This is a genomic window from Paracoccus limosus (assembly GCF_009711185.1).
Lineage (GTDB): Bacteria > Pseudomonadota > Alphaproteobacteria > Rhodobacterales > Rhodobacteraceae > Paracoccus > Paracoccus limosus.
The window spans coordinates 21,752-48,463 of record NZ_WMIF01000020.1 but is presented as its reverse complement, the minus strand read 5'-3'; the positions used below and the strand labels follow the sequence as shown (position 1 = coordinate 48,463).

General features: G+C 67.0%; 26 protein-coding genes. 12 read left to right on the top strand and 14 right to left on the bottom strand.

What is annotated here, in order from left to right; genetic code table 11:
- The first annotated feature begins 24 nt into the window (after positions 1 to 24).
- Positions 25 to 963, top strand: coding sequence for a nucleoside hydrolase (locus GL279_RS13830; protein ID WP_155065233.1), 939 nt, complete (start codon positions 25 to 27; stop codon positions 961 to 963).
- A gap of 13 nt (positions 964 to 976) precedes the next feature.
- Here the strand turns inward: GL279_RS13830 and GL279_RS13825 are convergent, their stop codons facing one another.
- From GL279_RS13825 to GL279_RS13785, 9 genes are all read right to left on the bottom strand, one after another.
- Positions 977 to 1,723, bottom strand: a complete 747-nt coding sequence (locus GL279_RS13825; RefSeq protein WP_155065232.1) for an OmpH/Skp family outer membrane protein — start codon at positions 1,721 to 1,723, stop codon at positions 977 to 979.
- Positions 1,723 to 4,080, bottom strand: a complete 2,358-nt coding sequence (gene bamA, locus GL279_RS13820) for an outer membrane protein assembly factor BamA (protein ID WP_155065231.1) — start codon at positions 4,078 to 4,080, stop codon at positions 1,723 to 1,725. The genes GL279_RS13825 and bamA overlap by 1 nt, the downstream gene beginning before the upstream one ends.
- Positions 4,081 to 4,180: 100 nt before the next feature.
- The gene (gene rseP, locus GL279_RS13815) at positions 4,181 to 5,497 is read right to left on the bottom strand and encodes an RIP metalloprotease RseP (protein WP_155065230.1); all 1,317 of its coding nucleotides are present in this window, start codon (positions 5,495 to 5,497) and stop codon (positions 4,181 to 4,183) included.
- On the bottom strand, positions 5,494 to 6,669 hold the full coding sequence (gene dxr / locus GL279_RS13810; protein WP_155065229.1) for a 1-deoxy-D-xylulose-5-phosphate reductoisomerase: 1,176 nt from the start codon (positions 6,667 to 6,669) through the stop codon (positions 5,494 to 5,496). The genes rseP and dxr overlap by 4 nt, the downstream gene beginning before the upstream one ends.
- A gap of 8 nt (positions 6,670 to 6,677) precedes the next feature.
- Positions 6,678 to 7,520: a phosphatidate cytidylyltransferase gene (locus GL279_RS13805; RefSeq protein ID WP_155065228.1), complete on the bottom strand. Its 843-nt coding sequence runs from the start codon at positions 7,518 to 7,520 to the stop codon at positions 6,678 to 6,680.
- Positions 7,517 to 8,251, bottom strand: coding sequence for a polyprenyl diphosphate synthase (gene uppS, locus GL279_RS13800; protein ID WP_155065227.1), 735 nt, complete (start codon positions 8,249 to 8,251; stop codon positions 7,517 to 7,519). The genes GL279_RS13805 and uppS overlap by 4 nt, the downstream gene beginning before the upstream one ends.
- 5 nt (positions 8,252 to 8,256) lie before the next feature.
- Complete coding sequence (gene frr / locus GL279_RS13795; protein ID WP_155065226.1) at positions 8,257 to 8,820, bottom strand: ribosome recycling factor; 564 nt, start codon at positions 8,818 to 8,820, stop codon at positions 8,257 to 8,259.
- Between the two features lie 141 nt (positions 8,821 to 8,961).
- On the bottom strand, positions 8,962 to 9,753 hold the full coding sequence (locus GL279_RS13790) for an RlmE family RNA methyltransferase (protein WP_246175321.1): 792 nt from the start codon (positions 9,751 to 9,753) through the stop codon (positions 8,962 to 8,964).
- Positions 9,753 to 10,877, bottom strand: a complete 1,125-nt coding sequence (locus GL279_RS13785) for a Ppx/GppA phosphatase family protein (RefSeq protein WP_155065225.1) — start codon at positions 10,875 to 10,877, stop codon at positions 9,753 to 9,755. The genes GL279_RS13790 and GL279_RS13785 overlap by 1 nt, the downstream gene beginning before the upstream one ends.
- Positions 10,878 to 11,009: 132 nt before the next feature.
- On the opposite strand from GL279_RS13785, the gene GL279_RS19160 reads away from it, so the two are divergent.
- From GL279_RS19160 to GL279_RS13765, 5 genes are read left to right on the top strand one after another with little or no spacing between them, the layout of a single operon-like run.
- Positions 11,010 to 11,174 (top strand): hypothetical protein, encoded by a 165-nt coding sequence (locus tag GL279_RS19160; RefSeq protein ID WP_170293981.1) that lies wholly within the window; start codon positions 11,010 to 11,012, stop codon positions 11,172 to 11,174.
- Positions 11,174 to 12,355, top strand: a complete 1,182-nt coding sequence (locus GL279_RS13780) for a vWA domain-containing protein (protein ID WP_155065224.1) — start codon at positions 11,174 to 11,176, stop codon at positions 12,353 to 12,355. Before GL279_RS19160 ends, GL279_RS13780 begins: the two co-directional genes overlap by 1 nt.
- A gap of 27 nt (positions 12,356 to 12,382) precedes the next feature.
- Positions 12,383 to 13,066 (top strand): M48 family metallopeptidase, encoded by a 684-nt coding sequence (locus tag GL279_RS13775; protein ID WP_155065223.1) that lies wholly within the window; start codon positions 12,383 to 12,385, stop codon positions 13,064 to 13,066.
- Between the two features lie 45 nt (positions 13,067 to 13,111).
- The gene (locus GL279_RS13770) at positions 13,112 to 14,299 is read left to right on the top strand and encodes a hypothetical protein (RefSeq protein WP_170293980.1); all 1,188 of its coding nucleotides are present in this window, start codon (positions 13,112 to 13,114) and stop codon (positions 14,297 to 14,299) included.
- Positions 14,296 to 15,654, top strand: a complete 1,359-nt coding sequence (locus tag GL279_RS13765; protein ID WP_155065221.1) for a cytochrome P450 — start codon at positions 14,296 to 14,298, stop codon at positions 15,652 to 15,654. Before GL279_RS13770 ends, GL279_RS13765 begins: the two co-directional genes overlap by 4 nt.
- A 66-nt stretch (positions 15,655 to 15,720) precedes the next feature.
- On the opposite strand, the gene GL279_RS13760 is transcribed toward GL279_RS13765, so the two are convergent.
- The 3 genes from GL279_RS13760 to GL279_RS13750 all read right to left on the bottom strand — a co-directional run bounded on the left by GL279_RS13760 (position 15,721) and on the right by GL279_RS13750 (position 19,146).
- Positions 15,721 to 17,193 (bottom strand): carboxypeptidase M32, encoded by a 1,473-nt coding sequence (locus tag GL279_RS13760; RefSeq protein WP_155065220.1) that lies wholly within the window; start codon positions 17,191 to 17,193, stop codon positions 15,721 to 15,723.
- On the bottom strand, positions 17,190 to 18,335 hold the full coding sequence (gene ctaA / locus GL279_RS13755) for a heme A synthase (protein WP_155065219.1): 1,146 nt from the start codon (positions 18,333 to 18,335) through the stop codon (positions 17,190 to 17,192). The genes GL279_RS13760 and ctaA overlap by 4 nt, the downstream gene beginning before the upstream one ends.
- A gap of 70 nt (positions 18,336 to 18,405) precedes the next feature.
- Positions 18,406 to 19,146: an RNA methyltransferase gene (locus tag GL279_RS13750; protein WP_155065218.1), complete on the bottom strand. Its 741-nt coding sequence runs from the start codon at positions 19,144 to 19,146 to the stop codon at positions 18,406 to 18,408.
- Positions 19,147 to 19,220: 74 nt separating this feature from the next.
- On the opposite strand from GL279_RS13750, the gene GL279_RS13745 reads away from it, so the two are divergent.
- From GL279_RS13745 to GL279_RS13735, 3 genes are all read left to right on the top strand, one after another.
- On the top strand, positions 19,221 to 19,832 hold the full coding sequence (locus tag GL279_RS13745; RefSeq protein ID WP_155065217.1) for a thiamine phosphate synthase: 612 nt from the start codon (positions 19,221 to 19,223) through the stop codon (positions 19,830 to 19,832).
- 187 nt (positions 19,833 to 20,019) lie between these two features.
- Entirely contained in the window at positions 20,020 to 21,579 is a 1,560-nt protein-coding gene (gene guaA / locus GL279_RS13740; RefSeq protein ID WP_155065216.1) for a glutamine-hydrolyzing GMP synthase, read from the top strand.
- Positions 21,580 to 21,872: 293 nt separating this feature from the next.
- Entirely contained in the window at positions 21,873 to 22,166 is a 294-nt protein-coding gene (locus tag GL279_RS13735) for a hypothetical protein (protein ID WP_155065215.1), read from the top strand.
- 19 nt (positions 22,167 to 22,185) lie between these two features.
- Here the strand turns inward: GL279_RS13735 and GL279_RS13730 are convergent, their stop codons facing one another.
- Both GL279_RS13730 and GL279_RS13725 read right to left on the bottom strand, forming a co-directional pair.
- Positions 22,186 to 22,977, bottom strand: coding sequence for a hypothetical protein (locus GL279_RS13730; protein WP_155065214.1), 792 nt, complete (start codon positions 22,975 to 22,977; stop codon positions 22,186 to 22,188).
- Positions 22,978 to 23,212: 235 nt separating this feature from the next.
- Positions 23,213 to 23,548 carry a helix-turn-helix domain-containing protein gene (locus GL279_RS13725; RefSeq protein ID WP_211371319.1) on the bottom strand — a complete coding sequence of 112 codons (336 nt, stop codon included), beginning with the start codon at positions 23,546 to 23,548 and terminating at the stop codon, positions 23,213 to 23,215.
- 275 nt (positions 23,549 to 23,823) lie between these two features.
- Between GL279_RS13725 and GL279_RS19675 the strand changes: the two genes are divergently transcribed.
- From GL279_RS19675 to GL279_RS13710, 3 genes are all read left to right on the top strand, one after another.
- Positions 23,824 to 24,930, top strand: coding sequence for a sensor histidine kinase (locus GL279_RS19675; RefSeq protein ID WP_211371318.1), 1,107 nt, complete (start codon positions 23,824 to 23,826; stop codon positions 24,928 to 24,930).
- Positions 24,927 to 25,700 carry a LytR/AlgR family response regulator transcription factor gene (locus GL279_RS13715; protein WP_155065211.1) on the top strand — a complete coding sequence of 258 codons (774 nt, stop codon included), beginning with the start codon at positions 24,927 to 24,929 and terminating at the stop codon, positions 25,698 to 25,700. Before GL279_RS19675 ends, GL279_RS13715 begins: the two co-directional genes overlap by 4 nt.
- Before the next feature lie 144 nt (positions 25,701 to 25,844).
- Positions 25,845 to 26,696 (top strand): alpha/beta fold hydrolase, encoded by an 852-nt coding sequence (locus GL279_RS13710; RefSeq protein ID WP_155065210.1) that lies wholly within the window; start codon positions 25,845 to 25,847, stop codon positions 26,694 to 26,696.
- Positions 26,697 to 26,712 lie beyond the last annotated feature (16 nt).

Here is a 26,712-nt window from a genome sequence, read left to right as displayed (position 1 = left end):
GACCAGCACGAACGGGGGAAAACCATGGCACGCAAGATCATCATCGACACCGATCCCGGTCAGGACGACGCGGTGGCCATCCTGTTCGCCTTGGGATCACCCGAGCTTGAGGTTCTGGCCCTGACCACGGTTGCCGGCAACGTGCCGCTGGACCAGACCCGGCGCAATGCCCGCATCGTGCTCGAGATCGCCGGGCGCGGCGATATTCCGGTCTATGCCGGCTGCGACGCGCCGCTGGCGCGCCCGCTGGTCACCGCCGAACATGTCCATGGCAAGACCGGCCTAGACGGGATCGACCTTTTCGAGCCGGCGGCCCCCTTGGCCGATGGCCATGCCGTCGATGCCCTGATCCGCATCCTGCGCGAGGAACCGGCGGGCAGCGTCACGCTGGTGCCGATCGGGCCGCTGACCAATATCGCCACTGCCTTTCAGCGCGCCCCCGACATCATCGCGCGGGTGCAGGAAATCGTGCTGATGGGCGGCGCCTATTTCGAGGTCGGCAACATCACCCCGGCGGCCGAATTCAACATCTTTGTCGATCCCGAAGCCGCCAAGATCGTCTTTGCCAGCGGCGCGCCCCTGACCGTGGTGCCGCTGGACGTAACCCATGACGCGCTGACCAACCGCGACTGGATCGAGACCATGCGCGCCTCGGGCCCGGTCGGCCGCGCCGTTGCCGGCTGGACGGACTTCTTCGAACGCTACGACCGCGAGAAATACGGCAGCGAGGGCGCGCCGCTGCACGACCCCTGCACCATCGCATGGCTGCTGCGCCCCGACCTGTTCCAAGGCCGCCATATCAACGTGGAAATCGAGACGCAGGGCGAGTTCACCACCGGCATGACCGTGGCCGACTGGTGGCGCGTCTCGGGGCGGGCACCGAACGCCATGTTCCTGCGCCATATCGACCGCGAGGGGTTTCTGGCGCTGCTGACCGAACGGCTGACCGCGCTGGACCGCTGACCGGCGCGGCCCGTTACTGCGCGGGGGGCGTGGGCTTTTCGGGCGGGACCGGGGCGGTCGTGGGACTGGTGTCCGAGCCGGCATCGGGGCCGGGCGCATCCCCCGGCGCCGCATCCCCGGCATCGGGGCCGGGTGGCGTCGCCGGGCCGGCGCCGATCTCGCGGTCCAGCCGCGCGACCAGATCATCGGTGACATCCACCGCCTGCGCCGCAACAAAGATCGCATTCTGGTCCAGAACCACCTGCGCGCCGCGCTCTTTCATCAGCTGGGCCAGAATCGGCAGGGCCGCGCGGAAAAAGGCGCTGCGCTCGGACTCGACGCGGGCATCGAGAGTGCGCAACAAGCCGTCGCGCTCGCGCCGGATCTCGACCACACGCTTGTCGAAATCATCGGCCCGGCGGCGGAATTCGTCGGCAGGCAGGCTGCGGCGCAGATCGGTCAGCTCTTGTTCTTCGCGCGAGAACTGGGCCGCCAGCCGCTCATTCTCGGCCTCGATCCGCTCACCCTCGGCATTGACGCTGGTGTTGACGCGCTGGCCCCAAGCGGAATGCAGGAACAAAAGCTGCGGGTCGATGGTCAGGATCGGCGCCGCGCTCTGGTCCTGCGGCGTATCGACCAGCAGCGCGCCACCGGCCGCGGCTTTGCCGATGCCGCGCGCCGGGCCCAGACCCGGCGCCTCGATCGCGTCGGGACCGGCCTCCTGCGCGGCCAGCGGCAAAGCCGCCGCCAGCAGGATCGCGATGGCCGCCCGCACCCGCATCAGAACTTGGTCGAGATCGTCAGGTCGAAGGCCTGCTCTTTGTCATAGTCTTCCTTGGCGAGCGCCTTGGCAAAGTTGAAGCGCAGCGGCCCGATCGGCGTGGTCCAGAACAGCGAGGCCCCGACCGCCGCGCGCACATGCATGCCGTCATCGACGATGTTGGAGCGCCCGTTGCCGCTTTCGTCGGTGGCGCCGTTCACATTGTTCAGCCCCCAGACCGAACCGGCATCGGCGAACAGGCCGCCCTTGATGCCATATTCTTCGGGCAGGCCCAGCGGGAATTGCACCTCGGTGCGCAGTGCCCAGAAATAGTTGCCGCCCAGAGCGTCCTCGTTCGGGGCGTTCAGATCGCGCGGGCCATAGCCGTTCGGCTCAAAGCCACGGATCTTGCCATTGCCCGAATAGCGGTCGAGGAAGCGGCTGTTCTGGTCGCTCAGCATATGCACGGCGCCGGCCTCGAATTCGGCCAGGAAGGTGACGTTCTCGCGCCAGGCATTGCTTTCGGCACCGGCATAGATGCTGGTCGTCACCGATTTCACATCGCCGCCCACCCCGGCGAAATCCTGCGAAAAACGCAGGCGATAGCTGTTGAGCGGGTCCAGGCCGGCGGTGCGGCTGTCATAGCTGTAGGTGTAACCCAGCGCCGAGGTGAAATAGCCGCCCTGTTCCAGATAAAGGATCGGCGACGAGCCGACGCGTTCGCCGCTTTCGGGATCGACATGGATCTTTTCCACGTCAGACAGCGTATCCTTGCTGAGCTTGTAGCGCAGCTCCAGCCGCGAGCTTTCCGAGATCGGGAACTCCATCCCGGTCTGGAAACCGACCGAGCGGGTGTTGTAATCGGCGTTCAGCCGGTCGGTGGTGTTATACCACAGCTGCACCCGCGCCTTCAGATCGCGGCCCAGGAAATAGGGCTCGACAAAGGTCAGCCCCGAGGATTTCGAGCCCGAGCCGGTCGCGAAGGACAGGTTCACCTGCTGGCCACGGCCAAGGAAGTTCTTTTCCGACAGCGACAGGTTGAAGCCGACGCCGGCCGAAACGCCGTAGCTGGCGCCAAAGCTCAGGCTGCCGGTCGGCTGCTCCTCGACGTTCACGTCGACAATGACCTGATCGGGGTTGGTGCCCTGCCGGGTTTCGGCCTGCACGTCCGAGAAATAGCCCAGCGCCCGCAGCCGTTCGGCCGAGTTGCGGATCTCGCGCGGGTTGAAGGGGTCGCCTTCGACCGTAGCGAACTGGCGGCGGATCACCTCGTCCAGCGTGGTCGTGTTGCCCTCGATGTCGATGCGCTCGACAAAGACGCGCTGGCCGCGCGTCAGGGCGAATGTCAGGTCCAGCGTCTGGTTGCGCTCATTGCGGGTGATGCGCGGCTCGACATTGACAAAGTTCAGCCCCTTGCGCAGCGCCAAGGCCTCCATCCGGCGGATGGTGGTGTCGATGGTGGTGGGGTTGTAGATCTCGCCCTGCTTGACGCGGTTCTGGGCCTGGAACTCGGCGGCATCAACGCCGGGCACTTCGCTGATCGTATTGACCTTGCCAAAGCTGTAGCGCGGCCCTTCCTGGATCTTGAAGGTGATGTAGAAGGCGTCACGTTCGCGCGCGACTTCGGGCGCGACCGCCTGAACCTTGAAATCGGCATAGCCGCGCGAGCGGTAGAAATCGGTCAGCAGCTTTTCATCGACCGGCAGCCGATCGGGCGAGAAAGTGTCGCGCTTGATGAAGGTGCGCAGGATGCCGGCCTGTTTGGTTTGCAGGACGTTGCGCAGCTTCTGGTCGGAAAAGGCGCGGTTGCCGACGAAACCGATGCGTTCGATCTCGGTCAGATCGCCCTCGCGGACTTCAAAGACCAGATCGACCCGGTTGCCGTCGCGCTTGATGATCTTGGGATCGACCCGCGCCGCCAGCCGGCCCTGCGAGGCATAGACCTTGCTGATCTCGGCGGCATCGGCCTCGGCCTGCGCCGGCGAATAGACCCGGCGCGACTTGGACTTGACGATCTCGGCGAGGTTCTCGTCCTTGAGCTTCTTGTTGCCTTCGAAGGCGATGGTGTTGATCGTCGGATATTCCGCGACCTTCACGGTCAGCGTGCCGCCCGAGGGCACCAACTGCACGGTTTCGAACAGGCCCGAGCCCTGCAGCCGCTGCAGCGCCGCGTTCAGATCGCCCGCCGAGACGTTCTGGCCGCGCGGCAGATCCAGATAGGACAGGATCGTCGCCGGCTCGATGCGTTGGTTGCCCTGAATGCTGACATTGCTGAACACATAGGCCGCAGCGGCGCCCGGGATGGCGGCAAGTGGGGCGGCCACCGTCAGCGCCGAAATCAGCGCCAGCGCGCCCTTGCCGAGTTTCCTGTCCGTCATCGCTGCCCTCGCATCGTTCCGATGGGGCGGGTTCATCCCGCCATATTTATGCAAAGGGGATACAGCGAAGCGGGCCAGACTGTCAAAAGGCAACGCCCGCTCAGCGGCAGAAAAGATCGTTGGTGAGACCAAAGATCATCAGCGCCAGCACCAGCGCCATGCCCAGCGCCGACAGCACTTCCAGCACCCGGTCCGAGGGACGCCGCCCGGCCACCGCCTCATAGACGTAAAACATCAGATGGCCGCCATCCAGCACCGGCACCGGCAAAAGGTTCAGAAAACCGATTGCCGCCGACAGCACGGCGATCCACCAGATGAAATCGCTGCCGCCCGCTGCCGCCGCCTGCCCGGTGCTTTCGGCGATGCTGATCGCGCCGCCCAGATTGCAACTGCCGATCTGGCCGCTGGCCATCGCCCAAAGCCCCGAAACCGACGAGGCGATGATGTCCCATGTGCGGCCAACACCCAGCCCCAGCGCCTCGACCGGGCCGGTCGGACGGGTGGCGGGGTCGAAATAGGTGCCGCCGCCGGTGACGCCGATCATCCAGCGTTTCTCGTAGCCGGTGGCGGTCGGCAGATCCTGCTGGCGCGGGACCAGCGTATAATCGGCCTCGCCCTGCCCCTCGCGCCAGACGCGCAGCAGAACGGGCTTGCCATCGGCGCGGGTCACCAGATCGCGCAAATCGTCGAACCGCGCCACCGCGTCGCCATCGACCGCCAGCACCACATCGCCCGCCTTCAGCCCCGCCGCAGCGGCGGCGCTGCGCGGCGCAACGCCGGTGATCAGCGCCGGCATCGGCGAAGGGCCCGGAACGGTGATCTGCGCGCCCGCGCGCCGCACGGTCCAGTCATAGGCCGGCGCCGGCGGCAGGTCCGCCGCGACGCGGGCCAATGCCGGCCAATCGGCGACCGGCTGACCCTGCACCGCCAGAATGCCGTCGCCCGGTTGCAGCCCGCTCACGACGCCCGGCGGGGTCGGATGCAGGCGGCCCACCTGCGGCTCGGCGGTGGGCATGCCCTGCCAGATCGCCATGCCGGCAAAGACCAGAATCGACAGGATGAAGTTAAAGATCGGCCCCGCCGCCACGGTCGCGAACCGCGCCCAAAGCGGCGCTCCGGTCAGGCTTTGGCGCGCGCGCGCCGGATCGACCGGGACCGAGCCGGCACTGGCGGCATTGGCATCGCCCAGAAAGCGGACATAGCCGCCCAGCGGGATCGCCGCGACCTGCCACAGCGTTCCATGCCGGTCACGGCGCGAGATCAGGCGCGGACCGAAGCCCAGCGAGAACACCTCGGCCTTGATCCCCGACAGCCGGCCGATGATGTAATGGCCATATTCATGCACGGTGACGATGATCGACAGCGCCAGAACAAAGGCGCCGATGGTCCAGCCAAGGTTTGCAATCTGCCCGATCATGCCGCGCCCGCCTGCCGCACCGCCGCCAGCCGCCGCGCCATCCCGTCCCATTCCAGCACCGTCGCCAGATCGCCGGGGCTGGTGGCAAAGCCCGGTTGACCTGCGCAGGCGGCCAGCACGCGCTCGACCGCCGGGGCCATGTCCATGAAGCCGCAGCGCCCGGCGATGAAATCGTCCAGCGCCTGTTCCTTGGCCGCGTTCAGCACCGCACCCGCCGCCCCGCCGGCCAGGATCACCTCGCGCGCCAGCCGCAGCGCCGGCCAGCGCGTCTCGTCCGGCGCGCGGAAGGTCAGACTGCCAAGGCTGGCCAGATCCAGCGGCGCCACCGGCAGGGCACGGCGCTGCGGCCAATGCAGCGCATAGCCGATGGCATGGCGCATGTCGGGCGCACCCAGATGGGCGATGCTGCCGCCGTCATGATGGCTGACCATGGCATGAATGATCGACTGCGGATGCACCAGAACCTTGATCCGGTCGCAAGACAGACCGAAAAATTCGTGCGCCTCAATGACTTCCAACGCCTTGTTGAACATGCTGGCGCTGTCGATGGTGATGCGCTGGCCCATGGCCCAGTTCGGATGCGCGCTGGCCTCGGCCACGCTGGCGCGCGCAAGCCGCTCCAGCGGCCAGTCGCGGAAGGCACCGCCCGAGGCGGTGATGGTGACGGCGGCGACGCTGTCGAGGTTTTCACCCTGAAGTGCCTGAAAAACCGCCGAATGTTCGGAATCGACCGGCAGGATGCGGGCGCCGTTCTGCGCCGCTTGATCCATGACCAGCCGGCCGGCGGCGACCAGCGATTCCTTGTTGGCCAGCGCCAGCGTGCCACCCCGGCGCAGCACTTCCAATCCCGGCGGCAGCCCGGCGGCGCCGACGATGGCCGAGAGCACCCAATCGGCGGGACGCGCGCCCGCTTCGGCCACGGCCTCTGGGCCGGCGGCGGCCTCGATGCCGGAACCGGCCAGCGCCTCGCGCAGCGCGCCCAGCTTTTCGGGCAGCGCAGTCACGGCGATCTCGGCGCGCAGCGCGCGCGCCATTTCGGCCAGTCGGGTGATATTGGCGGCACCGGTCAGCGCGACGGTACGAAAGGCCTCTGGCCCACCCGCCCGCATCAGCAGATCGAATGCGCTTTCGCCGATGGACCCCGTGGCCCCCAGCACCGAAACGCTGCGCATGATTCCCCTTAGCCTCCGATTACCGGCAACAGATGGGCCAGCATCAGCACAAGCGCAAGCAGCAGCGCCCCGGCCATGGCATCAAAACGGTCCAGCACCCCGCCATGACCCGGGATCAGCTGCGAGCTGTCCTTGACCCCCACCCGGCGCTTGAGCCAGCTTTCCGCGATGTCACCGAACTGCCCGGCCACCGCCAGCAACGGCCCGACGATCAGCGCGGGCCAACCCGCCTCGCCCGTCACGACCAGCCCAAGCGCCAGCGCCAGCGCCCCGACCCAGCCGGCCAGCGTGCCGCTCCATGTCTTTTTGGGGCTGATCGAGGGCCAGAACTTGCGCCCGCCGATCTTGCGGCCGACGAAATAGCCCAACACATCCGATTGCACCACGGTGGCGACGATCCAGAACACCGTCGGCAGGCCCATCGCCTCGCGCATCGCGACCAGCGCATAGCCGGCACAGATGATGGCGATGGTGAACAGGACAAAGGCCGGCCGCTCATGGGCATGCGTGCCCGGCAGCCCGGCAAGGATCGGCACCGCCACCAGCACCAGCGGCCAGTCCCCCGGCAGCACCAGCGTGGTGAACAGGACCAACCCGCCCAAAAGGCCGATCAGCGCCGGATGGCGCGGGCTATGGAATTCGGGATGGCGCCAGCCGGTCAGCCGCGCCAGCTCCCACATCATCAGCCCGATGATGACCGAGACCCCGCCCCGCATCCACAACCCCGTGGACAACAGCAGGATGATCCCCAGCACCAGCAGCAGCGCGCCCCATCCGAACCGCCTGCGCAGATCGGACCATTTGCCCGGCTTCAGCCTGTCGCGCAACCGCTGGCGGGAAACGCCAGTCATGCGCCCCCGAAGCGCCGGTCGCGCATGCCAAAGCGGTCAAGGATCTGCGCCAGATGCTCGGGCGTGAAATCCGGCCAAAGCGTCGGGGTGAATTCATATTCCGCATAAGCGGCCTGAAACGGCAGGAAATTCGACACCCGCGTCTCGCCCGAGGTGCGGATCACCAGATCCGGGTCGGGCTGGCCGGCGGTATCCAGACAACTGGCGAAATCGGCTTCGGTCGGGTTCACGATCTCGCCACGGGCGACGCGCTCGGCCAGACGGCGCGAGGCGCGGGCGATCTCGTCGCGGCCGCCATAGTTGATCGCGACCGTCAGGTTCAGCCGGCTATTGCCGGCGGTGCGCGCCTCGATCCCGGCCATCAGCCGTTGCAGGCGATGGTCCAGCCGCTCGCGCGCGCCGATAAAGCGCATGCGCACGCCCTCGGCGGACATGCCATCGGCCTCGCGCTCGATATAGCGGGCGAAAATGCCCATCAGCCCGAGCACTTCCTCGGCGGTGCGCTTCCAGTTCTCGGTCGAAAAGGCGTAAAGCGTCAGCCAGTTCACGCCCATGTCGGGGCAGGCTCGCACGATCTGCTTGACCCGCTCGGCGCCACGCCGGTGCCCGACCAGCCGCGGCCAGCCCTTGTTGACCGCCCAGCGGCCATTGCCATCCATGATGATGGCGACATGACGTGGCCTCTGGCCAGAGCCGTTGGCCTTGGGCAGGCGCGCTGCGGGATCGGCCATCTGGGTCAGACCTGCATGATTTCGGCTTGCTTGCCTTCCAGCGCCTGATCGACGGCGGCGATCATCTTGTCGGTCAGTTCCTGCACGCTGGATTCCCAGAATTTCTGGTCATCCTCGGACATGCCCGAGCCCTTGGCCTTCTTGATCTGGTCCATGCCGTCGCGGCGCACGTTGCGGATGGCGACGCGGGCATGTTCGGCATATTGCGCGGCAACGCGGGTCAGATCGCGGCGGCGCTCTTCGTTCAGCTCGGGGATCGGCAGCATGATGATGGTGCCGTTCAGCTGCGGGTTGATCCCCAGTCCCGAATCGCGGATCGCCTTCTCGGCCTTGCCGACCAGCGCCTTGTCCCAGACGTTGATCGTGACCATGCGCGGTTCGGGCACGTTCACGGTGCCGATCTGGTTGATCGGGGTCGGCGAGCCATAGGCGTCGACCATGATCGGCTCGACCATGCTGGCCGAAGCGCGACCGGTGCGCAACGAGGCGAATTCGGTGCGCAGCGATTCCATCGCGCCCTTCATTCGCCGTTCCAGGTCATCGGTGTCGATCTCGATCTCGTCGGACATGCCGCACTAGCCTCTGCATTGAATTTTTATCGCTTGTAACCGCAATGCCGGACCTTGGCAAAGGCTTTGCCCAAGGATTGGCCGGTCCCTGCCCGCCCGCCGTTCAGACCGCAAATCGCCCGCCCCGGCGGGCGGCGCGGCTTAGTCCAGCGGATCGGTGTCGGGGCCGTCCCCGGCATCGGCATCGTCCTGATCCTCGCCGTCGCCCGCGCCATCACGGCCGCGAAAGCCTTGGGCCACGACGAATTTTTCCGACGAATCCGAGCGGCTTGCCGGCGGTTTGACATTGGCCACCTTGCGGAAATTGCGCTTGAGCATCGCCTGCATGTCGTTTTCGGCCCCGCCCGCCAGCACCTTGGCGACGAAGGTGCCGCCCGGTTCCAGCACGTCAAAGGCGAATTGCAGCGCCGCCTCGACCAGCGCCACGATGCGCAGGTGGTCGGTGCCCTTGTGCCCGGACGAGGCCGCCGCCATGTCCGACATCACCACATCCGCATTTCCGCCCAGCCAGTCCTTGACCTTGGCATCGGCGCCCTCGGACAGAAAGTCCAGCTGATGGATCTCGGCCCCGGCGATCGGATCGACCTCTTGCAGGTCCACCCCCAGCACGCGGCCGATCCGCTTGCCGGATTTCTCGCCCAGGGCGTTCACCCGCTCGACCGCGACCTGACACCAGCCGCCGGGCGCGCAGCCCAGATCGACCACCCGGGCGCCGGGTACGAGGAAGCGATACTTGTCGTCCAGTTCAAGGATCTTGAAAGCCGCGCGACCGCGATAGCCCTCGCGCTTGGCGCGGGCGACATAGGGATCGTTCAGTTGCCGCTCCAGCCACAGCGTGCTGGAGAGCTTGCGCCCCTTGGCCGATTTCACCCGCACGCGCAGATCGCGCTGGCCACGGCCAGAGCTTTTCTTCTCTCCCGGACTTTTTCCCATCATGCCACCCCGTTCAAACCATCCGGGGCGAGCACCCCATCCTTGACCATCTGGGCATATAGCAGCCCCTCGCGCAGACCGCGATCCGCAACCGACAGCCGCGTCGTCGGCCAGACCCGCATCAGCGTCTGCAGGATCGCCGCGCCCGACATGATCAGGGCATGGCGTTCGCGCCCGATGCGCGGATCGGCGCGCCGCCCGTCCGGGCCCAGCGACAGGTAATCGCGGATCACCCGGTCGATCTGCCCCGAGGTCATGCTTAGCCCGTCCACCTTGGTCCGGTCATAGCGGCGCAGGCCCAGATGGCTGGCCGCCACCGTCGTCACCGTCCCCGAGGTGCCGATGACCTGAAACGTGTCGTCGATGGTGCGGCTCAGCGAATAGGGGCTGAAATCGGCCAGCATTTCCTCGAAATGCCAGGACATCAGGGCAAAGCGGCCCTGATCGTCCTCGACATCCTCGAACTGGTCGCGCAGCGTCGCCACCCCCAGCGGCACCGAGATCCAGTCCACCACCCGCGCGCCGCCCGGGCGCGGATTGCCGAAACCATCTGCCAGACGCATGATCGCGCGCGGCCGTTCCGCCGGCTCGACATCTTCCAGGTCGATCCAGACCAGTTCCGTCGAGCCGCCGCCGATATCGACCACCAGCAACTGCTCGGTGCGCTGGCTGACCAGCGGCGCACAGGAAATCACCGCCAGCCGCGCCTCTTCCTCGGCGTCGATGATCTCGACCGGCAGGCCGGTCTCGCGCCGGATCATGCGCAGGAAATCGCGGCTGTTGCGCGCGCGCCGGCAGGCCTCGGTCGCGACAAGGCGCATACGCGAGACCTTGTGCACCTCAAGCTTGCGCCGGCACACCTGCAAGGCATGAACCGTCCGCGCCATCGAAGGACGCGACAGCTTGCCTGATGCCTCCAACCCGTGTCCCAGCTGGACCGGCTTGGAGAAACTGTCCACCACCTGAAACTGACTGCCCGAGGGTCGGGCAATCAGCATCCGGCAGCTGTTGGTGCCAAGATCCAAGGCCGCATAAAGCGGCCCGTCCTCGGCCGGGCGGGTGACGAAAGGCTCGACCGTTTCTCTCGGGAACGCGTCCGCACCCGCAGGACGCCTGGGCGCCATGTGCACGCCCTCCGATAACAAGTTGAAACGAACGTAACCTGCGCCCTGCGGCGGTTCAAGGGGCCAAGCCCCGCCCAAAGCCTGCGACGCGACGGTTCTCGACAGGCCGCGACAGTCGGGCTATGCGGGGGCATGATCGTTCTCGTCGCCATTCTTCTTGGGGCAGTGATCGGCTGGATGCGCGCGGCACGGCTGGGCGGGTCACGGGCCGACCGGCTGCAATATGCCGCAGCCCATGCCCTTGCCTTTGCCGCTTTGGGCGTGTTCATCACCATCATTCTGGCCCGGATGGGCTGATGTTCAGGCCCTTTCTCGACAGTCTGCGCAGGCATGGGGTGCCTGTCAGCCTGCGGGAATATCTGGACCTGCTGGCGGGGATGCAGGCCGGCCTGTCGGACTGGTCGCCCGAGGGGTTCTATCACCTCGCCCGCACCACGCTGGTCAAGAACGAAACCCATATCGACCGATTCGACCGCGCCTTTGCCGAGGCCTTTGCCGGGCTTGACGACATTCCGGTCGAGGCGCTGGTCGATGAGGTCTCGATCCCGCGCGACTGGCTGGAGAAGCTGGCCGAAAAGCTGCTGACCCCCGAGGAGCGCGCCGCTGTCGAAGGCGCCGGCAGTTTCGAGGAATTGATGCGCCGCCTGCGCGACCGGCTGGCCGAACAGCAGGGCCGCCATCAGGGCGGCAACAAATGGATCGGCACCGCCGGCACCTCGCCCTTTGGCGCCTACGGCTACAATCCCGAAGGCGTGCGCATCGGCCAGCACGAAAGCCGGCACCGCCGCGCCACCAAGGTCTGGGACAAGCGCGAATTCCGCGATTTCGACGATTCCGTCGAACTTGGCACCCGCAATATCAAGGTGGCGCTGAAGCGGCTGCGGCAATGGGCGCGCCACGGTGCTGCCGACGAACTGGACCTGCCCGGCACCATCCGCGCCAGCGCCGAGCACGGCTATATCGACGTGCAGACCCGCCCCGAGCGGCGCAATGCGGTCAAGGTGCTGCTGTTTCTGGATGCCGGCGGCAGCATGGACGACCATTCGCGTCTGGTGGACGAGCTGTTTTCAGCCGCCCGCGCCGAGTTCAAGCATCTGGAGCATTTCTATTTCCACAACTGCATCTACGAGGCCGTGTGGAAGGACAACCGCCGGCGCTGGACCGAGACCACGCCGACATGGGAGGTGCTGAACCGCTTTGGCCGTGACTACAAGGCGATCTTCGTCGGCGATGCCTCGATGTCGCCCTATGAGATCGCCGTGCCCGGTGGTGCCAACGAACACTGGAACCCCGAATCGGGCGAGACCTGGCTGAGGCGTCTGCGCGAGGCATGGCCCGATCAGGTCTGGCTGAACCCGGTGCCGCAACGCGACTGGGGCCATACCCGCTCGATCCAGATGATCGGGCAGATTTTCGAAGGCCGCATGCAGCCCCTGACGCTGGAGGGGCTGACGCAGGCCATGCGCCTGCTTGGCTGATCGCCCCGCCGCCCCCATATTGATCTGATGCTGCGCCTGACCCCGATCCTGCTGATCCTGCTTTATGCCGCCGCGATGTGGTATTTCTCACTCTGGCGGCTCAAGGCGCAGCTTGACAGCAATGCCACGCCCCTGACCCACCCCCGCCTGACACCGATGCTGGAGCGGCTGGGCCGTGCCATGGACCTGCCGCCGATCCGCGCCCATGTCTATGAGATCGCGCCGATCAACGGGCTGGCCGCGCCCGACGGCCGCATCTTCCTGACGCGCGGTTTTATCGACAAGCTGGACGCCGGCGCCGTGACCGAGGCAGAGCTGGCCTCGGTCATCGCGCATGAGCTGGGCCATGTCTCGCATGGGCACACGCGCCGCCGCATGGTCGATTTCGCCGGCCAGAACGTGATCCGCGCGGTGCTGGGCGGGGTGCTGGGCCGCTTCATCCCTTTCATCGGCGGCTGGCTGGCGCATCTGGTGGCCAGCGCCGTCGCCGCGCGCCTGTCGCGGCAGGACGAATTCGAGGCTGACGCGTTTGCCAGCGCGCTGATGGTCAAGGCGGGCCTTGGCACCGGGCCGCAGAAAAGCCTGTTTCGCAAACTGGACGCGCTGGCGGGCGGGCGCGGCAATGCGCCGGCATGGCTCGCCTCGCATCCCGACACCAAGGCGCGGATCGCCGCCATCGAAAAGCTGGAAGCGCGATGGGGGATTGCCTGAATCTACCTGCGGTTTATGCTGCATCTGAAAAACCGTCGAGTTCAGATGACCTTTCGCCGCCGCGTCCTATACATCCCCGGCTACGATCCGATCCCGCCGCGCCGCTACCGCGAGCTTTACAAGCGCGAGGGGGCCGAGCAGGCGCGCATCTCGGGCTATCGTCTGGATTTCGGCCCGCGAAGCGACCGCAGCGGCTTTGGCTGGGGTGTCAACAGCGAAATCAACGGGCTGCGCAGCGAATCCGAGATCGAGGTGCTGGTCTGGGCCGATATCGTCTCGGGCTCGATGGGCCAATCGATTGCGGCAACCTATGGCCAGCTTGGGCGCACCGCATGGGCCTATATCGGCTCGGGGGCGCTGTTCCGGCTGATGCGGCTGCGGCGCGGGCCGGTGATCGCGGCGCTTTACCCTGTGGTTGTGCTGCTGGCGCAAGCGCTGGTGGCGATGCTGGTCGCGGCGGGGCTGGGTTGGCTCGCCGCCCGGCTCAGCGGCATCTCACTGCTGGCGCTGCCGGTGTTTCTGGCCGTGACATGGGCCGCGCTGCACCTTTGGCGCCGCATCGACGGCCGCATCTTTGCCTATTACCTGATGCATGACTATGCCTTCACCGCGCAGGGCGGTGGCGCCTATCCGGCGGCGCTTGAAGCACGGCTGGCGCAGTTCTCGGACCGCGTCGCGCAGGTGCTGGCCGACGGTTGGGACGAGGTTCTGGTGGTGGGACATAGTTCGGGCGCCTATTTGGGCGTTTCGGTGCTGGCCGATCTGATCCGCGCGGATCGAGTGCCCGGTGGGGCGCGGCTGGCCTATCTGTCGCTGGGCCATGTCGTGCCAATGGCCGCGTTCCTGCCGCGTGCCAACCGGTTGCGCGCCGATCTGCGCTATCTTTCGGCCCGCCCCGAGCTTGACTGGATCGACGTCACCGCGCCCGGCGATGCCTGCTCTTTCGGCCTGTGCGATCCGGTGGCGGTTTCGGGCGTCGAGCCCTCCGACCGCCGCCAGCCACTGGTGCTGTCGGCAGCCTTCAACCACACACTGTCGCCCGAAAAGCGCCGCAGCCTGCGCGGGCGCTGGTTCCGGCTGCATTTCCAATACCTTTGTGCCTTCGACCGCCCGGGCGACTACGATTACTTCGCGATCACCGCCGGCCCCCTGCCCTTGGCAGCGCGGTTCGCGGGCCGGCAGCATTCCCCCGGCCGCATCGCCCGCGCCGTCAACGGCTTCACCGCGACATGATCCCGCCCAAGCCCCGCTCGCGCCAAGGCCGCAGCTCGGTCTGGCGCTTCATCCGCGATTTCCGCAGCGATATCCTGTCGGCACAATCCGAAAGGCTCTACAGCGCGTGGATGGCCGAATTCCGCGGCCCCTTCATCCACAGCTTTACCTGCAACGACCCCAAGCTCGTCGATCTGATCCTGAAGCAGCGGCCGATGGATTTCCCGAAATCCCCGCGCATGGCCGCCGGGCTGCAACCGCTTCTGGGCAATTCCAGCTTCATCTCGAACGGCGAGACATGGCTGCACCAGCGCCGCATCATCGACCCCGCCTTCGAGGGCGGCCGCCTGCGCGAGGCCTTTCCCGCCATGTGGGATGCGGCGCAATCGGGCGTGAACCGACTTGCCGCGCTGGCCGACGGCAGCGAACATGACATCGAGCCCCTGACCAGCCATATCGCCGCCGACGTGATCTTTCGCACCCTGTTCTCGATCCCGATCGAGGACCAGATCGCCGGTCAGGTCTTCGAGGCCTTCCGCGAACATCAGGACGCCCAGCCGATGGTCAACCTCGGCGGGCTGCTGGCGCTGCCCCGCTGGGCCCGGCTGCACAATCGCCGCGTCCGCAGCAGCGCCCGCCGCATCCGCGACCTGATCCGGGCGCTGGTCGACCGGCGTAGCCAACAGATCCGCGGCGGCGAGGCCCCGCCTGATCTCGCCACCAAGATCATGACCACCGCCGACCCGCAGACCGGCGCCCTCTTTTCCCAGCGCGAGATGATCGACGAGGTCGCGACCTTCTTTCTCGCCGGGCATGAGACCGGAGCCTCGGCACTCGCCTGGGCCCTCTACCTGCTGGCCGCGCATCCCGACTGGCAAGAGCGCGTGGCGCGCGAGGCCCGCGACAATCTTGCCCCGGATTTCGCCGTGATCAAGGCGCTGCCGCTGGCCCGCGCCACCTTCCGCGAGGCGCTGCGCCTTTATCCACCGGTGGCGATGACGGTCCGCCAATGCGCCCATGCCGAAACCCTGCGCGACCGCAAGGCGCCGCGCGGCGCTCAACTCGTGCTCTCGCCTTGGCACCTGCATCGCCACCAGCGCCTCTGGGACAACCCCGACGGGTTCGACCCCGGCCGCTGGGACAGCGAAAACGGCAAGACCTGCATGCGCCAGGCCTTCATCCCCTTTTCGGCCGGCGCCCGCGCCTGCCCCGGCGCCGGCTTTGCCATGATCGAGGGCCCGCTGATCCTTGCCGCGCTGCTGGCCAGCTACCGGCTGGAACCGGGCGCGGCACCGCCGGTCCCGATCATGCGGCTGACATTGCGCAGCCAGAACGGCATCGGCCTGCGCCTGTGGAAACGCTGGATGGGTATTTAAGAAATGGTGAAGGACGAAGCGCGGCGCGCGGTCCTTCACCATTTTCCAAATACCCAAATCCGGCGGCTACAGCCGATAAATGCCGGTGAATTTGTCTTCCAGATAGTCGAGCAGCGGCGCTTCGCTGATCTCGCCGCCAATGGCGCGTTCAATCAGCTCGCGTGGCGGGTAAAGACCGCCGTGGCGCTGCATGTTCTCGCGCAGCCATTCGACCGCCGGAGCGGCATCCCCCGCCGCCAAGAAACGGTCGAGACCGGGCACGGCGCTGCGCAGCGCCTGATTGAGACAGCCGGCATAGACATTGCCCAGCGCATAGGTCGGGAAATAGCCGAACAATCCCACCGCCCAATGCACGTCCTGTAAGACGCCATTCGCCGGGCGGTCCACCGCCACACCGAAATCCTTGAGGAAACGCGCGTCCCAAGCCTCGACCAGATCCTCGACATCCAGCCGGCCGGCGATCAGGTCGCGTTCGAGGTCAAAGCGCAGCATGATGTGCAGGTTGTATTGCACCTCATCGGCCTCGGTGCGGATGAAGCCCGGGGTAACGCGGTTCACGGTGCCGTAGAAGGCCTCGGCATCGGGGACCGAAAGCCCGTCGAAAGCGTCCGACATGCGCTGATAGAGCCAGCCGGTAAAGGCGCGGCCACGGCCGATCTGATTTTCATAGATCCGGCTCTGGCTTTCATGCGCGCCCATCGACACGCCCCGACCCAGAGGCGTGAAGGCGTAATCGGGGTCGATGCCCAGCTCATAGCTGGAATGGCCGACCTCATGGATGGTGGAGTAGATACAGTTGAAGGGATCGGTCTCGACCACGCGGGTGGTGATGCGGCTGTCCTGCCAGCGCCCCGAGCTGAACGGGTGCACGGCAATGTCCATGCGCCCGCGCGTCCAGTCATAGCCGTAAGCCGTGGCGCAGGTGCGGGCCAGCCACAGCTGGGTTTCCTGCGGGAAATCCCCCGACAGCGCCTGCGGCTGATGATCGGCGCCCAGCACATCCTCGCGCAGCGCGACCAGACGCGGGCGCATGGCATCGAAGAGCGCGGCGATCTCGGCCTGGGTCGCACCGGGTTCGTAATCATCGAGAAGCGCGTCATAGAGATCGCCGCCATCGGCCAGCGCCGAGGCCTCTTCGCGCTTCAGCATCAGGATGTCGTTCAGCACCGGCAGGAAATCCTGCGGCGCGTCATTGGCACGGGCCTCGGCCCAGAGACCTTGCGACAGCGAGGTCTGCCGCGCGAGTTCCATTGCCAGCCGCGCCGGAATGCGCGAGGCGCGGCGAAAATCGCGGGCGATCAGGTCAAGGACGCGCTGGTCCTCGGTATCCTCGGGCTCGGCCTGATCCAGCCATTCGCCGATGCGCGGATCGGTGCGCCGCTCGTGCAGCACCGATTCCATCGCGGCCATTTCTTCGCTGCGCTGCTCGGTCGCGCCGCGCGGCATAACGGTTTCCTGGTCCCAGCCCAGCCGCTCGGCCACCGAGGACAGCGCCTCGGTCTGGCGCTGGAACGCGAGAAGATCGTCGAAAGCGCTCATCGGATGGTCCCCCTGACCGAGGTTTCATAGGGATAGCGGGCGTGGTGCCTTGCCCGCAGGATCAGGGTGAACAGTGCCACGGCACCCAGCTGATGCGCCAGCGCCAAAGGCAGCGGCGAGGCGTGAATGACATTCATGATGCCCAGCGAGACCTGCACCACCAACGCCGCGATCATCACGACATAGGCCCCGCGCGTCACCGGATGCGGCGAGCGGCGGGCGCGCAGGAAGACCACCACGGCAAAGATGGTCAGCAGATAGGCCACCATGCGATGGGTGAACTGCACCAGCGCCGGGTTTTCAAAGAAATTGCGCCAGCCCAGCGTGGCGTCCCACAGCCCGGCAGGGATCCATTCACCGCCCATGGTCGGCCAGCCGGTATACATCCGCCCCGCATCGATGCCCGCGACCAGCGCACCGATCAGGATCTGCACAAAGGCCAGATGCATCAACCCGGTGGTCATCGAAAAGAGCTTGGCCTCGCCAGCGCGGCGGGCGCGCAGCAGATCGGCCTCGGAGCGGCCCAGAGACAGCACCGACCACGCGATCAGCCCCAGAATGGCAAAGGCCAGCCCCAGATGCACCGCCAGCCGATACGAGGCCACCCGCACCATCTCGCCCGAGAGGCCCGAATGCACCATCCACCAGCCGATCGCGCCCTGCGCCCCCCCCAGCACGCCCAGCGCCAGCAGGCGCGGCACCCAGCCGGTCGGGATCCGGCGCGCCAAGAGAAAGCCGAAAAAGCCCAGCGCCCAGACCAGACCGACCATGCGGCCCAGCAGGCGATGCGACCATTCCCACCAATAGATCTGCTTGAAGCCCGCCAGATCCATGTCCGGATTCTCCAGCCGGAACTGCGGGATCTGCTGATATTTGTCGAACTCGGCCGTCCAGGCGGCGGTGTCCATCGGCGGCAGCGCGCCGGTCACCGGCTTCCATTCGGTGATCGACAGGCCCGAGCCGGTCAGGCGGGTGGCGCCCCCCAGCGCGATCATCGCCGCAACCATGACGAAAAGCAGGATCAGCCAGAGCCGGATCGCACCACGCGCGCCCCGGTGTCCGGCGTCGATCATGCCGCCCTGCGGCGGCGTAGTGCGCGGTGTGGTGTCGGTGACTTCCTGAAAGACGGGACGTCTTGCCATGTCAGCTTCCTTGCCTTTGGCCGCGACCTTGCCTTGGACACGCGGCCTTTTCAATGGACCGGATCAGGCCTCAGCCGCGGCGGACCAGCTGCCGCAACATGCCGTGGAAGATCCGGGTATCGGCCTGGGTCAGCGCCATGCGCGACCAGAGATTGCGCAGGGTCAGCTTCATCGCCGGCGCCTTTTCGGGCGGAAAGAAGAACCCGGCGGCGTCGAGGCGTTCTTCGTAATGATCGGCCAGCTTCTCGATCTCGATCCGCGTGGCCGGGGCCTCGCCCTCGGGGCGGCGCCCCTGCGGCGCGGGTTGCGCCGGCAGCGTCTCGCGCGCCCATTCATAACCGTTCAACAGCACCGCCTGCGCAAGGTTCAGCGAGGGGAAATCGGGATTGACCGGCACGGTGATGATGGCGCTGGCCCTGGCCACGTCGTCGTTTTCAAGGCCTGCGCGCTCGGGGCCGAAGATGATTGCGGTGCGCCCGCCGGCGGCATGGCGCGCACGCGCATCGGCCATCGCGGTCGCAGGCGTCAGCACGGGCTTGGTCAGTTCGCGCCCACGCGCGGTCGTGGCATAGGCATAGTCCACATCTGCCATGGCCTCGGCCAGCGTCGGATAGACCCGCGCCCGGTCCAGAACCTGCCCCGCCGCGCCCGAGGCCATGGCAATGGCGCGCGGGTTCGGCCAGCCGTCGCGCGGCGCCACCAGCCGCATGTCGGTCAGGCCGAAATTCAGCATGGCGCGTGCTGCGGCGCCGATGTTCTCGCCCATCTGCGGGCGCACGAGAATGATCGCGGGTTCCATGGGCGCGGCCATATCCTTCGCGCGAGGCACTGGCAAGGCGCGCGGCACTAGGCTATCTGATGCCGGACCCCAAGGATGACAGCACCATGACAGACGAAACCAATTCGCCGCAACTCTACCTGATCACCCCGGTCGGAGCGGCTGCCTCGACGGTTGGTCCGCTGCTGGCCGATGTCATGGACCGCTTTCCGGTCGCCTGCCTGCGCATCCCCGGCGCCGGCTCCGAGGACGACCTTGGCCGCCTGGCCGATCTGGCGCGCGAGATCGCCCATGCCCGCGACGTGGCGGTGGTGATCGAGGACCACGTCCAGCTGGCCCTGCGCCATGGGCTGGACGGCGTCCACCTGACCGATGGCGCCCGCACCGTGCGCTATGCGCGCAAGGAACTGGGCACGGACGCCATCGTCGGCGCCTTCTGCAGCGCCTCGCGCCATGACGGCATGAACGCCGCCGAAGCCGGTGCCGATTACGTCAGCTTTGGCCCCTGCGGCGCCTCGGCGCTGGGACACGGCACCCATGCCGAAATGGACCTGTTCCAATGGTGGTCGGAAATGATCGAGGTGCCGGTCGTGGCCGAGGGCGCTCTGACCCCGGCACTCATCGGCCAGCTCGCGCCGATCAGCGATTTCATCGCGCTCGGCCCCGAAATCTGGTCCGAGCCGGATCCGGTGGAAACGCTGGGGCATCTCTGGCGCTGACAGCGCCTGCCCGCAGAGCCGCATGGGTATTTAAGAAATGGTGAATACAGGTGGGTCGTGCGAACGGCAATGCCTTGGGGCGTCCAACCGTGGATTTCACCATTTCTTAAATACCCATGCGCCCCATGCCACGCGTGCCGGCGCCCGCCCTCTTGCGAAGATGCGTGCCGCGGCCTAAAGCCTTGCCATGACCCAGCATCAGCGCCTTCTCATCATCGACTTCGGCTCCCAGGTCACGCAGCTTATCGCGCGTCGCCTGCGCGAATTGAACGTCTATTGCGAAATCCATCCCTTCAACGCGGTGGATGACGCCTTTCTGAAAAGCTTTGCTCCGCAGGCCGTGATCCTGTCGGGGGGGCCGGCTTCGGTGACCACGGCGTGCTCGCCGCGGGCGCCGCAGAGCCTGTTCGACATGAAGGTGCCGGTCTTTGGCATCTGCTATGGCCAGCAGGTGATGATGGAGCAGATGGGCGGCCGCGTCGAATCCGGCCACCATGCCGAATATGGCCGCGCCTTCATCGCGCCGGACGACGGGCACAAGGGCGATGGCATCTTCGCCGGCCTGTTCGAGACCGGCCGTGAAGAGGTCTGGATGAGCCATGGCGACCGCGTGACCGCGCTTGCGCCGGGCTTCGAGGTCATCGGCACCTCGCCCAATGCGCCCTATGCGATGATCGCCGACGAATCGCGCGGTTTCTATGCCGTGCAGTTCCACCCCGAGGTGCATCACACGCCCAATGGCCGCACCATGCTGGAGAACTTTGTCCGGCTGGCCGGCTTTACCGGCGACTGGACCATGGCCAGCTACAAGGACGAGGCGATCCGCAAGATCCGCGAACAGGTGGGCGACAAGCAGGTGATCTGCGGACTGTCGGGCGGCGTCGACAGCTCGGTGGCAGCCGTGCTGATCCATGAGGCCATCGGCGACCAGCTGACCTGCGTTTTCGTCGATCACGGCCTGCTGCGGCTTAATGAGGCCGAAGAAGTCGTGACCATGTTCCGCGACACCTACAACATTCCGCTGATCCATGCGGATGAGGCCGATCTGTTCATCGGCGCGCTGGAGGGCGTTTCTGACCCGGAGGTCAAGCGCAAGACCATCGGGCGGCTGTTCATCGACGTGTTCCAGAAATACGCCAACCAGATCGACGGCGCCGAGTTTCTGGCGCAGGGCACGCTGTATCCGGACGTGATCGAATCGGTCTCGTTCAGCGGCGGTCCTTCGGTCACCATCAAAAGCCACCACAATGTCGGCGGCCTGCCCGAGAAGATGGGCCTGAAACTGGTCGAGCCGCTGCGCGAACTGTTCAAGGACGAGGTGCGCGCGCTGGGTCGCGAACTCGGCCTGCCCGAGAAGTTCATCGGCCGCCATCCCTTCCCCGGTCCGGGCTTGGCCATCCGCTGCCCCGGCGAGATCACCCGTGAAAAGCTGGACATCCTGCGCAAGGCCGATGCGGTCTTCATCGACCAGATCCGCAAGCACGGGCTTTACGACGAGATCTGGCAGGCTTTCGTCGCCATTCTTCCCGTCCGCACCGTGGGCGTGATGGGCGACGGCCGGACCTATGACTACGCCTGCGCGCTGCGGGCGGTGACTTCGGTCGATGGCATGACGGCGGACTACTACCCGTTCGGCCATGACTTCCTGGGCGAGACCGCAACCCGGATCATCAACGAGGTCAAGGGCATCAACCGCGTGACCTATGACATCACCTCGAAGCCGCCGGGCACAATCGAGTGGGAATGATTTTGACGGCCTCGGCGCGATCCTAGATCCGCCGGGGCCGTCTTGGTGCTGCGGTATGCGTTGACGGCACGGCGCGGGCGGCTGACAATCGGGCCGGTCACCTGTGCAACAGAGAGGCCGGATGGGCAAAGCCAAGCCATTCGCGATCGCCTGCGCAGCCTTGGGCCTGCCGGCACTGACCGCAGCCAGCGGTTATCTGCCGCTTCCGCCCGAAACCGAAAGCTTTCCTTCGCACCCGTTCTGTGTCGCCGCACTCGAGGCCGCGTTTCTGTGTCGCCGCACTCGAGGCCGCGTTGGAGCGCGACCGCAAGCAGGTGTCGGCGCTGACGGTGGGGCCGGATGGCGAGCGGCGCGAGGTCAGCCTGTCGACCAAGGGGATCGAGCGTCTTGATCCGCAGGCGGCGCGCTATGACGGCACGCTCTGGTATCACCATGGCCGGCCGCGCCCCGACCTGCCGCAGCCGGGCATCGAAACCAGCCACAGCTTTGAACAGCGCCGGCGGCAATGCGACGGCGCGGTGATGACCACCAGTGGCGCGCAGGGCTTCACGCAGCCGACATTCGAGACCGAGCCGCCGGTTCAGTGATCACCGCGGCACGGACCGGCTATTTCCGCGCCAGATAGCCTTGGCTACGCAGGCAGGACGCCATCTGGTCGCGCGCCTTCAGCCCGCTGTGCCATGCGCCGCGCGCGATCATCTTGCCGTTCGACCTGATCTCGAAATCCTGCCGATCCTCGATCGAATCGATCAGGGTCTTGGGCGTGTGGACGTTGAACAGCACCATGCCCATGGATTTGACCGAGCCCATGTTGACGTTGAGCGCCTGCACCGTCTGCGCCTCGCCCGACTGGATCAGCTGCAGCCGCAGCACGCGCGGCTGGCGCACCGATGGGATCGCGGCGCCGAAAAAACCCAGTAGGGTGAAATCCTGATCTGCGCCCAGATGCACGAAGGAAACGCCGCCATTGCGGGTCCAGAAAGTCGCGGCGCAGGTCTTGAAGGATTGCCGGGGCCCCGAGGCGTGATAGGTCCACGTCCCGCGCTGCAGGGCCTGATAGGCCGGATCCTTGCCGAAACGCTCGTCCAGCTCTTGCTGATGCGTCTCGCGGGCGTGGTTGGCCCAATCCGCCCAGGCCTGCGGCGGAAACGAGACGAAGGAGTTCGGCGCATAGCCCCCCTCGTCACCGCCCTCGTCGCCCCCGTCGGCCTGCGCCATGGCCTCATCGGCCAGCGTCTGATTCAGGCGCATCTGTTCGGCCTGCTGTTCGCGGATGTTGCGATCCACGTCGTCCCAGAACTCTGGCGTGGTCATGTCCTGGGCCAGCGCCATGCCCGCCGGGGCCATGCCGGCCAGCGCAAGGATGGCGGCGCGAAGCCCGTTTCCAATTCCGATCATAAGGCGTCTCCGGCGGGCGGGTCAGGTGCCCGGTTGCCCGGCTGGGATTGCGGGGCGGGTTGCGTTATGGGGCCGCATCAGATCGCGGCCGGTGCAGCGCTGTTACGGCGCGGGCGAGCAAGGCGGCAATCGGCCGGGGCGCACCGGTGCGCCGGGGCCGCTCAGGAGCCGATGCACCGGTGCCGCGCCCGCGGCTGACAAGGGCTCGCCGCTGCGCGATCAAACGCCATGCCGGTCACGACCCTGCCTCCGCATCATCTGTGCCGGGGTCGGGCGCTGCCTCTGCCATCCGGGCCACGATCTCTTGCCGGGTCGAGGCGTCCAGCAGGCGCATGACCGCCGAGACATGGTTGCGGACGGTGAAATGCGACAGCGACAGCTTGCGGCCGATTTCCTTGTTCGACAGGCCCTCGGCCAGACAGCCGAGGATCTGGCGCTGCCGCGCCGTCAGCCCGGCCTCTGGCACCCGGCCCGGAACACGCCCGACATGCAGCCGACTGCCCTGCGGCAGGGCGGCGCGGATCACGGCCAGAACGCCGATGTCATCGGTTTCGATGGCCAGATAAAGCATCGGTTTTCGGCCCCCTGTCCTTTGCCGGCCACCGCATCGCATTGCGATGGCCCGCCCTTGTCTATGCCGGGCAGGTTAATGCAGCCCCCGCCGCGACGGCATCCGCAAACCTGCCAGCGGCAAGGACGCCCCGGCCAAGGGCGCGACAAATCTGCCAATGGCTGCGCCCGGGGGACGAACGGCATCTGCCCTGCCCCATGCAGCCATCCGCCATTTCCCGACCCGCCGGCAGGCCCTATGCTGAAGCCGCGCCCGCACAAGGCAAGAGGACCATCGTGACCACCCAATCGGCTGATTGCTCGATCCGGCAGGCGCAGCTGCGCTTTGGCTTGATCTATTGGGGCGGCGCCTTTCTGTCCTCGGCGGTGCTCTATGCGCTCAGGGCCGATGCGGCGCCGGGACTTGCCAGTCATGCCGCCTATATCGCGGTGAAATTCCTGCGCTATGGCGCGGGCTGGGGCCTGACCAGCCTGATCTCGCTGGTCCTGTTGCGGCTGAACGGCTGGGCGGTGCGCCGGGGACCGTCGGAAAGCGCGCTGCCGGTCTTTGTCGTGGCCTCGTTCCTGATCGCGCTGGCGGCGGCGCCGCTTTGGGCGGGCTTCGGCCAGGCCCTTCAGGCCCTGCATCCGCTGCCGCAGCTGACGGGCCGGGGCTGGGACGGTTTCATCGCCGACACCGCACTGGCGGCGGCGCTGTTCTTTGGCTGGTCCTGCCTGTTCATCAGCCTGATCTACAGCTTTGAACTGCATGAGCGCGGCCGCCGCCTGTCCGCCGCCCGCGAAGAGGCGCTGTCGGCACAGATGCGCGCCCTGCGCTATCAGGTGAACCCGCATTTCCTGTTCAACACGCTCAACTCGATCGCCGGGCTGATCGAAGAGGGCGCGACCGCGCAGGCCGAGCGCATGGTGCTGTCGCTGTCGGGGTTTCTGCGCAGCACGCTGTCGCTGGACCCGATGCAGGATCTGGCGCTGGCCGATGAGGTGGCATTACAACAGGATTATCTGCAGATCGAGCATCTGCGCTTTTCGGACCGGATGGCCTTCCGCATCGACATGCCCGCCGAGGTGCGGGGCGCGCTGGTGCCCAGTCTGATCCTGCAGCCGCTGATCGAGAATGCGGTCAAGCATGGCGTCGGCGCCACCACCGGCAAGGTCGAGATCGTGCTGCGCGCCCGCCGCGATGGCGACCGGCTGCATCTCAGCATCGAAAACGACATGCCGCCCGACGCCGGCGATAGCCGGCCCGAAGGTATGGGGCTGGGCCTGCGCAATGTGGCCGAACGGCTGCAGGCGCGGTTTCAGGGCGCGGGGCGGTTTTCTGCGGGCCGCATCGCCTCGGGACGTTATCTGGCCGCTATCGACCTGCCATGGTGGCTGGCATGACGCCGCTGTCGGTCCTTGTCGTCGATGACGAGCCGCTGGCCCGCCGCCGGCTGATGCGGATGCTGGCACGGATGGACTGGATCGGCCGCATCGACGAGGCTGGCGATCTGCCGCAGGCCTGCGATCAGGCCGAAACGCTGCGCCCCGACATCCTGCTTCTGGACATCCAGATGCCCGGCGGCACCGGCTTTCAGGTGCTGGAACGGCTGGCCCATGCGCCGCCGGCAGTGGTCTTTGTCACCGCCTTCGATCACCACGCCCTGCGCGCCTTCGAGGCAAGCGCGGTCGATTACGTCACCAAGCCGATCGAGCCCGCGCGCTTCCATCTGGCGATGGCGCGGGCCCGCCAAGCCGCCGCCGCGCGCGCGCAGGATGACCGCATCGCCGAACTGCACGAGACTATCGCCGCGCTGAAGCGGGCGCTGAACCGCCGCGACCAGCGGGGCGCCGAATTCTGGGTCAGGTCGCAAGGCGAATATCTGCGTCTCGCCCCCGAGACGGTGCTGCGCTTTCAGGCCGAGCGCGACTATGTGCGCATCCATGTCGCCGGGGCCGATTATCTCTATCAGGAAAATCTGGCCTCGCTGGAGCGGCGGCTGGACCCGGCCGAATTCATCCGCATCCACCGCAGCACGATCCTGCGCCGCGACGCCATCCTGCGCTTCAGGCCGGCACCGTTCTCTGCCCTGATCGCGGTCCTGTCGGACGGGTCCGAGGCGCGGGTCGGGCGAACCTATGCCGCCGCGATCCGTGCCGGTCTGGCGCGCTAGGGCCGGATTGCGGTCGGGAACGGGAACCCGCGCACCGGTGCGCCGGCCCCGCTTTCGCCTCGGGGCGGGGGCGGGCTAGCTTGGGCCGGCAGCCGCCGCATCTGCGCGCAACCGCGCGACAGGGCACCGGCCAAAGGGGAACAGATGTCCGACCATGCAACGACATTCCCGCGCCGACAGGCTGGCCTCGCCGTCATCCTTGTCCTGATTGTGTCAGGGCTTGCCGCCTGCGCGCATATCGGCGGCGCCCGGATCGCGCGCATCGGCGACAGGCGCGTGGAATATGCGCTTGCCGGTCAGGGCGCACCTGCGGTGGTGCTGGAAAACGGCCTTGGCGCGCGGCTGGACTGGTGGGCCAAGGTCTTTCCCGAGGTCGCCCGCGAAACCCGCATCTATGCCTATAACCGCGCCGGCACCGGCGACAGCGATGTGGCCTCGACACCCCGCGACGGCAATCACATCGTCGAGGAGCTGCGCCAGAACCTGCGCGCCAGCGGCATCGCGCCGCCCTATGTGCTGGTCGGCCATTCGCTGGGCGGGCTTTACATGCAGCTTTACGCCCGCCGCCACCCCGATGAGGTCGCCGGTCTGGTGCTGGTCGATTCCACCCATCCCCTGCAGATGCAGGGCGCGGGCGGGCGCGACAACTGGCCGGCATGGGCCAATGTCGCCTTTGACGCCATCACCTCGGACGCGGCCAAGCAGGAACTGGTCGCCCTGCCCGCCACCGGCGCCGAGCTGCTGGCACTGCCGCCGCTGCGGGGCAAGCCGGTGATCGTGCTCTCGGCCCAAAAGCCGATGGCCGAGACCTCGGCGCTGGCGCGCGACGCCAATGCCAAGCGCATCGACATCCTGCGCCTGAACCCCGGCGCAAGCCGGGTCTGGGTCGACAGCGGCCATGACATCCCGCTGGAACAGCCGCAAGCGGTGGTCGCGGCCATTCACGAAGTGCTGGCGCAGGCCCGCCGGCAGATGGCCACGCATGGCGCCAGATAGGCCCCGCCGGATCAGG